Source organism: Halodurantibacterium flavum, from assembly GCF_042681825.1.
Lineage (GTDB): Bacteria > Pseudomonadota > Alphaproteobacteria > Rhodobacterales > Rhodobacteraceae > Halodurantibacterium > Halodurantibacterium flavum.
In genome coordinates this window covers 140,131-147,122 of the sequence record NZ_JBHUGH010000037.1, presented here as the reverse complement: position 1 = coordinate 147,122, position 6,992 = coordinate 140,131, and the positions used below count along the sequence as shown (strand labels likewise).

Here is a 6,992-nt window from a genome sequence, read left to right as displayed (position 1 = left end):
TGGACGGAAAGATCGAGATCGACCCCATGATCACCCATACCCTCAGCCTCGACGACATCAACAAGGGCTTCGACCTCATGCACAGGGGCGAAAGCATCAGATCCGTCGTCCTGTTCTGACAGAGGGCTATGGTGGGGTTTTGAAGATCATCGCATATCCGAGGAGGAACGACATGCGCCGATACCAGCAGCGGCTTGCGCTGACGCTCGCGATCATCCTGCCCGTCGCGGGCGCGGGCCCCGGCCTTGCGCAGGATGGCGACGCGGAACGGGGGGAACGCGCCTTTCGCAAATGCCAGGCCTGCCACGTGGTGGAACAGGACGGCGTGAACCGCGCCGGGCCGAACCTGCATGGCGTGCTCGGGCGGCAGGCCGGGGTTGAAGAGGGCTTCGGCTTTTCCCCGGCGATGGTGACGGCGGGCGAAGAGGGCCTCGTCTGGGACGAAGCCGCGCTCGATCACTTCATCGAGCAGCCCCGCGCCGCGGTGCCCGGGACCAAGATGGCCTTTGCCGGCATCCGCAACCCGCAGGAACGCGCCGATATCATCGCCTATCTCGCGACCTTCCCGGATGAGGGCGCGGAAGGGGATGGCGCCGCGACCGCCGGCAACTGACCCCACCGTCAATGCAGCTTTCGGGCGGGCCCCGCGCGGGCCCGCCCATTGCCATGGAACATGCCGCGTCATGCCCGGCAAAACCGGCCGCGCCGGACCGGCCCCGGCACCCGCCTGTCCCCCGATCCCCCGGTCATACTTTGGGCTTAAACGGTGACCTATGACGTTGACGGGCCGACGGGGCGCTGCAAAGCTTCAACCATAAGAAGACAATAAGACCCGGATACGCGCGCCCAGGGCGTTCGATCCCGCATGTCTTCTTGCATTGTCCACGGGAGGAGGAACCATGCGACATCTGCCCCTGAAACTTCCACTGAGCCTGACCGCCGGCTTGCTGCTGACGGCGACCCCCCTTTACGCCAACGACTCGCTGACCGCGGCGATCGACAATTCCGCGCAATGGGCGATCCAGACGGGCGACTACGCCAACACCCGCTATTCCGAGCTTGACCAGATCACGCGCGAGAATGTCGGCAACCTTCAGGTGGCCTGGACCTTCTCGACCGGCGTCCTGCGCGGGCATGAGGGCTCGCCGCTGGTGGTCGACGGCATCATGTATGTCCATACCCCGTTCCCGAACATGGTCTATGCGCTGGACCTGAACGACGACGGGCGGATCATCTGGCGCTATGAACCGCAACAGGACCCCGAGGTCATCGGCGTGATGTGCTGCGACACGGTCTATCGCGGCGTTGCCTATGCGGATGACACGATCTTCCTGCATCAGGCGGACACAACGCTCGTCGCGCTCGACGCCCATACCGGCGATGTGAAATGGTCGGTCGTGAACGGCGATCCGTCCCGCGGCGAGACGAACACCGCAACCGTGCTTCCCGTCAAGGACAAGGTCATCGTCGGTATCTCGGGCGGTGAATACGGGGTGCGCGGGCATGTCACTGCCTATGACATCGAAACCGGAGAGCTGGTCTGGCGCGCCTATTCGACGGGCCCGGACGACGAGATGCTCTTTGATCCCGAAAACACGATGGAGCTGGGCCAGCCGGTGGGCGCCAATTCCTCGCTCGACAGCTGGGAAGGGGACCAGTGGCAGATCGGCGGCGGCACCACATGGGGCTGGTTCAGCTATGACCCCGAGCTTGACCTGATCTATTACGGCACCGGCAACCCCTCGACCTGGAACCCGTCGCAGCGCCCGGGCGACAACAAGTGGTCGATGACGATCATGGCGCGCAACCCCGATACGGGCGTCGCCGCCTGGGTCTATCAGAAGACGCCGCATGACGAATGGGACTATGACGGCGTGAACGAAAACATCCTGGTCGATCAGGAGTTCGACGGCGAGATGCGCCAGCTTCTGGTGAACTTCGACCGGAACGGGTTTGTGTATACGCTCGACCGGGCGACGGGCGAATTGCTGCAGGCCGAGAAATTCGACCCGGCGGTCAACTGGGCGACCCATGTGGAAATGGACCCGAATTCCGATCAATACGGGCGCCCGCAGGTGGTGGCGGAATATTCGACCGCGCAGAACGGCGAGGACGTGAACACGACCGGCATCTGCCCGGCCGCCCTTGGCACCAAGGACCAGCAGCCGGCCTCGTTCTCGCCGCAGACGGGGCTGTTCTATGTGCCGACGAACCATGTCTGCATGGATTACGAACCGTTCCGCGTCAGCTATGCCGCAGGCCAGCCCTATGTGGGCGCGACGCTGTCGATGTATCCGGCGCCCGACAGCCATGGCGGCATGGGCAACTTCGTCGCCTGGGATGCCCGTACCGGGGAAATGGCATGGTCCCTGCCCGAACAGTTCTCGGTCTGGTCGGGGGCGCTGGCCACGGCGGGCGACGTCGTCTTTTACGGAACGCTCGAAGGGTTCCTGAAGGCCGTGGATGCCGAAACCGGAGAGGAGCTCTACCGCTTCAAGACGCCTTCGGGGATCATCGGCAACGTCATGACCTATGAACATGAGGGGCGGCAGTATATCGGCGTCCTCTCGGGCATCGGCGGCTGGGCCGGGATCGGCCTTGCGGCAGGTCTGACCAACCCGAATGACGGGCTCGGGGCCGTCGGCGGCTATGCGGCGCTGTCGGATTACACCGCGCTTGGCGGGCAGCTGACGGTCTTTGCCCTGCCCGAGTGATCCCTTGCCCATCCGGCGCCCAGACTAAAGTCTGAGGCCGGTTCAAGTGACAGACGCCGCCCCGGGACCTATCCTCAGGGCGGCGTCTTCTTTGGGAGGAGAGGAATGATGAAACCCACCGTGCCCCTGCTGGCAGTCACCATGATGCTGGCGGGCGCCTCGCTTGCCGCAGCCCAGTCCGCCGATACCGCGATGGACTATGACGACGGCATCCGCGCCTATACCGCCGATGACGTCCCCACCTTCAACATCGCCGAGGACGGAACGGTCGACTGGCCGACCTTCTCGGGCTTTCGCCGCTATCATGCGGAATGCCATGTCTGCCACGGCCCGGATGGCGAGGGTTCGACCTATGCGCCCGCGCTGAAGAACTCGGTCATGCGGATGGATTACTACGACTTTCTGGAGGTGGTGGCGAGCGGGCGCGCGCGTACCGGGGCCTCGGGCAATTCGGTGATGCCGGCCTTCGGCACCAACCAGAACGTCATGTGCTATATCGAGGATATCTGGACCTATCTGCGGGCGCGGGGTGCGGGGGAACTTGACCGCGGCCGCCCGGCACAGCGCGCCGACAAGCCCGAGGCCTACGGGGAAATGGAGGCGCAATGCATGGGATGATCCGCCTCGCCGCCCTCGCCCTGCTGCTGGTCGCCCCGGCGGCGAATGCGCAGGTCGCCGACCTGGTGTCGCAATCCGCCTTCCGGGTCTGTGCCGATCCGGCGAACAGCCCGGCATCGTCCCGCGACGGCACCGGGTTCGAAAACCGTATCGCCGAATACCTGGCCGAGGTTCAGGGCCTGCCGCTGGAACATACCTGGTTTCCGATGGTCACGGGCTTTGTGCGCAACACGCTTCAGGCCGGGCGCTGCGATGTGGTGATCGGCTATGCCCAGGGGCATGAACTGGTGCTGAACACCAACCACTACTACACCTCGACCCATGTGCTGATCTCGCGCCCGGACGATCCGCTCGCCTCGGTGGACCGGCTCTCGGACCCGGCGCTTGCAGGTCACAGGATCGGGGTCGTGGCAGGAACGCCCCCGGCCAGCCATCTGGCACGCCATGGGCTGATCGGGCGGGCCAAGGGCTATGATCTGGTCGTGGATCGCCGGGTCGAGGACCCCGCCGGCGACATGCTCGACGACCTGGAAGCCGGCGAGATCGACCTCGCGATCCTCTGGGGGCCGATCGGCGGGCCGCTGGCGCAGGAACGGGGGCTGGTCGCGACGCCGCTCTTGCAGGACGAAGGCGCGCCGCGCCTCTTCTACCGCATCACGATGGGCGTCCGCGCGGGCGAGATCGTCTGGAAGAACCAGCTCAACTCGCTCATCCGGCGCAATCAGGCGGAAATCGACCGTATCCTGCTCGAGGCGGGCGTGCCGCTGGTGGATGACTACGGCACCGCGCTCAAGGTGATAAACTGATGCGGGCGCGGGCGCTCTCTTTCGCGCTCGCGCTTTGCCTGCCGGGGATGGCGCTGGCCGGGTCCGAGCCCGAGGGCTTTCGCGGCCCGCCCTATCGCGCCCCCGTTCCCGATACGGTGCTGGGCACCCCCGGCCTGTCCCTGGACGAGGCGCAGGCGCTGCATGCAGGCGGCGTGGCCTTTGTCGACGTCCTGCCCGCAACGACCCGCCCCGACGGCCTGCCCGAGGGCACGATCTGGCGCAGCCCGCCCCATGACACGATCCCCGGCGCCCATTGGGTGCCTGGCATCGGATATGAAGCGCTGGCCCCGGAAACCGAGCGCTGGATGGCGGCGGTGCTTGACCGGATCAGCGGCGGCGACCGCAGCGCGCCCATGGTCTTTTTCTGCAAGTCCGACTGCTGGATGTCGTGGAACGCGACCCGTCGTGCGCGTCTGATGGGCTATGACGGCGCGCGCTGGTTTCCCGAAGGCAGCGAGGGCTGGCCCGGACCGCTCGTCGCTGCGGAGCCTGAGCCGGGCGCCCCCTGAGCCCCCCGACAAAAGTATGAGAGCCCTTGAAAACAAAGCCTTATGTTTTTCTTAACGGCAAAAACAGCTTGGCCAGCCGCGCGTCCTGATGCCCCATGACGGCAGGAGGAGACCATGCGAAACCTTGCCTTTGCGGGCGTGATCGCCCTTGCCCTGCTACAGCCGGCCCTTGTGCAACCGGCCATGGCGGAGAGCGAATATCGCGCGGCCGTGCTGCGGGTCGATCAGACGGGGCGCGCGCCCATTTCCCGGCTCGACCTGCCGCCTGACGATCTGGGCTTTGCCGGCGCGCGGCTGGCAACCGCCGACAACGGCACCACCGGCCAGTTCATGGGCCAGAGCTTTGTGACCGACGAATTCACCGCCACCCCCGACAACGCGGCCGAGGTGCTGGAGGGTATTCTGGCCGACGATATCCGCCTGATCGTGACCCTGGCGGATGAGACGGTCACGGGCGCGCTGGCCGACACGGCGGGCGACCGGGCGCTGATCGTGAACGCCCGCAGCCGCGCCGATGGCCTGCGCAATGAGGGCTGCCGCCCGAACCTTCTGCACACCGCGCCCAGCAACGCGATGCTGGCCGATGCGCTGGCGCAGTTCCTTGTCACCAAGCGCTGGTCCGACTGGTTCCTGATCGCCGGCAGTCACCCCGAGGATCAGGCGCTGGCCGAGGCCTATCGCCACGCCGCGCGCAAGTTCGGGGCGCGGATCGTCGAGGAACGGGTCTATGAGGATACGGGCGGCGCCCGGCGCACCGACAGCGGCCATGTGCAGGTGCAGGCGCAGATGCCGGTCTTTACCCAGAGGGCGCGCGACCATCACGTCATCGTCGCCGCCGATGAGGCCGGGATATTCGCCGCATGGCTGCCCTATCACACATGGGATGCGCGGCCCGTCGCGGGTTCGGCCGGATTGCGCCCGGCAAGCTGGCACCCCGCGCATGAGGCATGGGGCGCAACCCAGTTCCAGACCCGGTTCGAACGGCTCGCGAACCGCCCCGCGCGGGATGAGGATTATCAGGTCTGGCTGGCTCTGCGCGCCCTGGGCGAGGCGGCAAGCCGCACCGGGTCCGAAGATTTCACCGAGATCGAGGCCTATATCCGCAGCCCCGCGCTGGAGCTTGCGGGCTTCAAGGGGCAGGCCCTGTCCTTTCGCGACTGGGACGGGCAGTTGCGCCAGCCGGTCCTGCTTGCGACCGGCCCGGTCGTCACCTCGGTCTCGCCGCAGCCACAATTCTTGCATCAGGTCAGCCAGCTCGACAGCCTTGGCCATGACCGCCCCGAAAGCCAATGCAGAGGAGGCCAACAGTGACCACCCCGCCCTTTACCCCCCGGCTTTGCGCCCTGGTCGCGGCCGCGCTGCTGGCCGCCGGCCCCGCCTTTGCCGACCGGATCTTTGTCAGCAACGAACGCAGCAACGACATCACCGTGCTGGACGGCACCACCTTCGAGGTGATCCACAGCTTTGCCGGGGGACAGCGGCCGCGCGGCATCACCGCCTCGCCCGATGGGCGGATCCTCTATGTCTGCGCCTCGGATGACGACCTCGTGCGGGTGTTCGACACCGAAACCTATGAGGAACTGCCCTCGCTCCCCTCGGGCCCGGACCCGGAGCTTTTCGTGCTGCACCCCTCGGGCAACCCGCTTTACATCGCGAATGAGGACGACAACCTCGTGACCGTGGTGGATGTGGAAACCCGACAGGTGCTGGCGGAAATCCCCGTGGGGGTGGAGCCCGAGGGGATGGGCATTTCCCCCGATGGCCGGATCGTCATCAACACGTCGGAAACGACGAACATGGCGCATTTCATCGACGCCGAGACCTATGAGATCGTGGCGAATGTGCTGGTCGACCAGCGCCCCCGCTATGCGCAGTTCACCAGCGACGGATCGGTGCTGTTCGTGACCTCGGAAATCGGCGGCACGGTTTCGGTGATCGACCCCGAGGCACGCGAGATCGTGCACAAGATCACGTTCGAGGTGCCGGGCGTCCTGCCCGAGGCGCTGCAGCCCGTGGGCCTCAAGGTCACCGGGGACGGGCGCACGGTCTATGTCGCGCTTGGCCCGGCGAACCGCGTCGCGGTGGTGAACGGCGAAACCTATGAGGTCGAGGATTACCTGCTGGTCGGGCAGCGCGTCTGGCAACTGGCCTTCAGCCCGGACGAACGGTTCCTTTTCACCACCAACGGCAATTCCAACGACATCTCGATCATCGAGGTGGCAACCAACCGCGTCATCCGCTCGGTTCAGGTCGGCGAACAGCCCTGGGGCGTCGTCGCGGTCGCCACCCCGTGAAGAGCGAAAGGGCCCGTGAATGGCCAAGAC

General features: G+C 66.1%; 7 protein-coding genes and 1 pseudogene. All 8 read left to right on the top strand.

The genetic code is table 11. The features are described 5' to 3' along the window. A pseudogene (locus ACFSGJ_RS19635) lies at positions 1 to 119 on the top strand (S-(hydroxymethyl)glutathione dehydrogenase); the annotation flags it as partial. A 53-nt stretch (positions 120 to 172) separates the two neighbouring features. After that, positions 173 to 613, top strand: coding sequence for a c-type cytochrome (locus ACFSGJ_RS19630; protein ID WP_390265765.1), 441 nt, complete (start codon positions 173 to 175; stop codon positions 611 to 613). Positions 614 to 899: 286 nt separating this feature from the next. Next, positions 900 to 2,714 (top strand): methanol/ethanol family PQQ-dependent dehydrogenase, encoded by a 1,815-nt coding sequence (locus ACFSGJ_RS19625; protein ID WP_390265763.1) that lies wholly within the window; start codon positions 900 to 902, stop codon positions 2,712 to 2,714. A gap of 108 nt (positions 2,715 to 2,822) precedes the next feature. Then, entirely contained in the window at positions 2,823 to 3,332 is a 510-nt protein-coding gene (locus ACFSGJ_RS19620; RefSeq protein ID WP_390265785.1) for a c-type cytochrome, methanol metabolism-related, read from the top strand. Continuing rightward, on the top strand, positions 3,320 to 4,138 hold the full coding sequence (locus tag ACFSGJ_RS19615) for a substrate-binding domain-containing protein (RefSeq protein WP_390265761.1): 819 nt from the start codon (positions 3,320 to 3,322) through the stop codon (positions 4,136 to 4,138). The genes ACFSGJ_RS19620 and ACFSGJ_RS19615 overlap by 13 nt, the downstream gene beginning before the upstream one ends. Next, positions 4,138 to 4,668, top strand: a complete 531-nt coding sequence (locus tag ACFSGJ_RS19610; RefSeq protein WP_390265759.1) for a rhodanese-like domain-containing protein — start codon at positions 4,138 to 4,140, stop codon at positions 4,666 to 4,668. The genes ACFSGJ_RS19615 and ACFSGJ_RS19610 overlap by 1 nt, the downstream gene beginning before the upstream one ends. A 114-nt stretch (positions 4,669 to 4,782) precedes the next feature. Further along, positions 4,783 to 5,979, top strand: a complete 1,197-nt coding sequence (locus tag ACFSGJ_RS19605) for an ABC transporter substrate-binding protein (RefSeq protein ID WP_390265757.1) — start codon at positions 4,783 to 4,785, stop codon at positions 5,977 to 5,979. After that, positions 5,976 to 6,962, top strand: a complete 987-nt coding sequence (locus ACFSGJ_RS19600; protein WP_390265755.1) for a YVTN family beta-propeller repeat protein — start codon at positions 5,976 to 5,978, stop codon at positions 6,960 to 6,962. The genes ACFSGJ_RS19605 and ACFSGJ_RS19600 overlap by 4 nt, the downstream gene beginning before the upstream one ends. Positions 6,963 to 6,992 lie beyond the last annotated feature (30 nt).

What these genes read in the sequence shown, in the direction of transcription:
- ACFSGJ_RS19620 (WP_390265785.1), top strand. Translation starts at nt 2,823, where the DNA reads ATGAAACCCACCGTGCCCCTGCTGGCAGTCACCATGATGCTGGCGGGC.
- ACFSGJ_RS19605 (WP_390265757.1), top strand. Translation starts at nt 4,783, where the DNA reads ATGCGAAACCTTGCCTTTGCGGGCGTGATCGCCCTTGCCCTGCTACAG.
- ACFSGJ_RS19615 (WP_390265761.1), top strand. Translation starts at nt 3,320, where the DNA reads ATGCATGGGATGATCCGCCTCGCCGCCCTCGCCCTGCTGCTGGTCGCC.
- ACFSGJ_RS19610 (WP_390265759.1), top strand. Translation starts at nt 4,138, where the DNA reads ATGCGGGCGCGGGCGCTCTCTTTCGCGCTCGCGCTTTGCCTGCCGGGG.
- ACFSGJ_RS19630 (WP_390265765.1), top strand. Translation starts at nt 173, where the DNA reads ATGCGCCGATACCAGCAGCGGCTTGCGCTGACGCTCGCGATCATCCTG.
- ACFSGJ_RS19625 (WP_390265763.1), top strand. Translation starts at nt 900, where the DNA reads ATGCGACATCTGCCCCTGAAACTTCCACTGAGCCTGACCGCCGGCTTG.